This is a genomic window from Anaerotignum lactatifermentans (assembly GCF_016902535.1).
Taxonomy (GTDB): Bacteria; Bacillota; Clostridia; order Lachnospirales; family Anaerotignaceae; genus Anaerotignum; species Anaerotignum lactatifermentans_A.
Window position 1 is genome coordinate 1 of record NZ_JACSNY010000055.1, and the last position, 334, is coordinate 334.

A 334-nucleotide genomic window follows, 5' to 3' on the forward strand; every position below is an offset into this window, starting at 1 on the left:
TAAAAATATATGATAAAAAGACGAAAGATACTTCTAAGGTTTCTTTCGTCTTTTTTTTCGCCCGGATTTTTTTCGCTGCTTTGGGAAAGAATAGAAGCAAACGAAAAAAGAGGTGAATGTGGGATGGAAGAACGAAACATAACGGCGGAACAATGCCGGATGTTTTATCTGGATGGAGAAAAAATGAAAACAAATACTTGGCTTTGCGTCTTTCGCCTGCCGCTAAGCAGAGAAAACGCCACAAAGCTGGCGCTGCTGGCGGAGGTTATGAAGGAGGGAACGAAAGCCTTGCCCTCGAACCTCCATTTGAACCGACGGGCGGAGGAACTGTATG

General features: G+C 44.3%; 1 protein-coding gene. It reads left to right on the forward strand.

All coding sequences use genetic code 11. The features are described 5' to 3' along the window. Nucleotides 1–123 precede the first annotated feature (123 nt). Nucleotides 124–334 (forward strand): hypothetical protein (locus H9X84_RS12830; protein ID WP_330612374.1); only part of this gene is annotated, 211 nt, incomplete at its 3' end.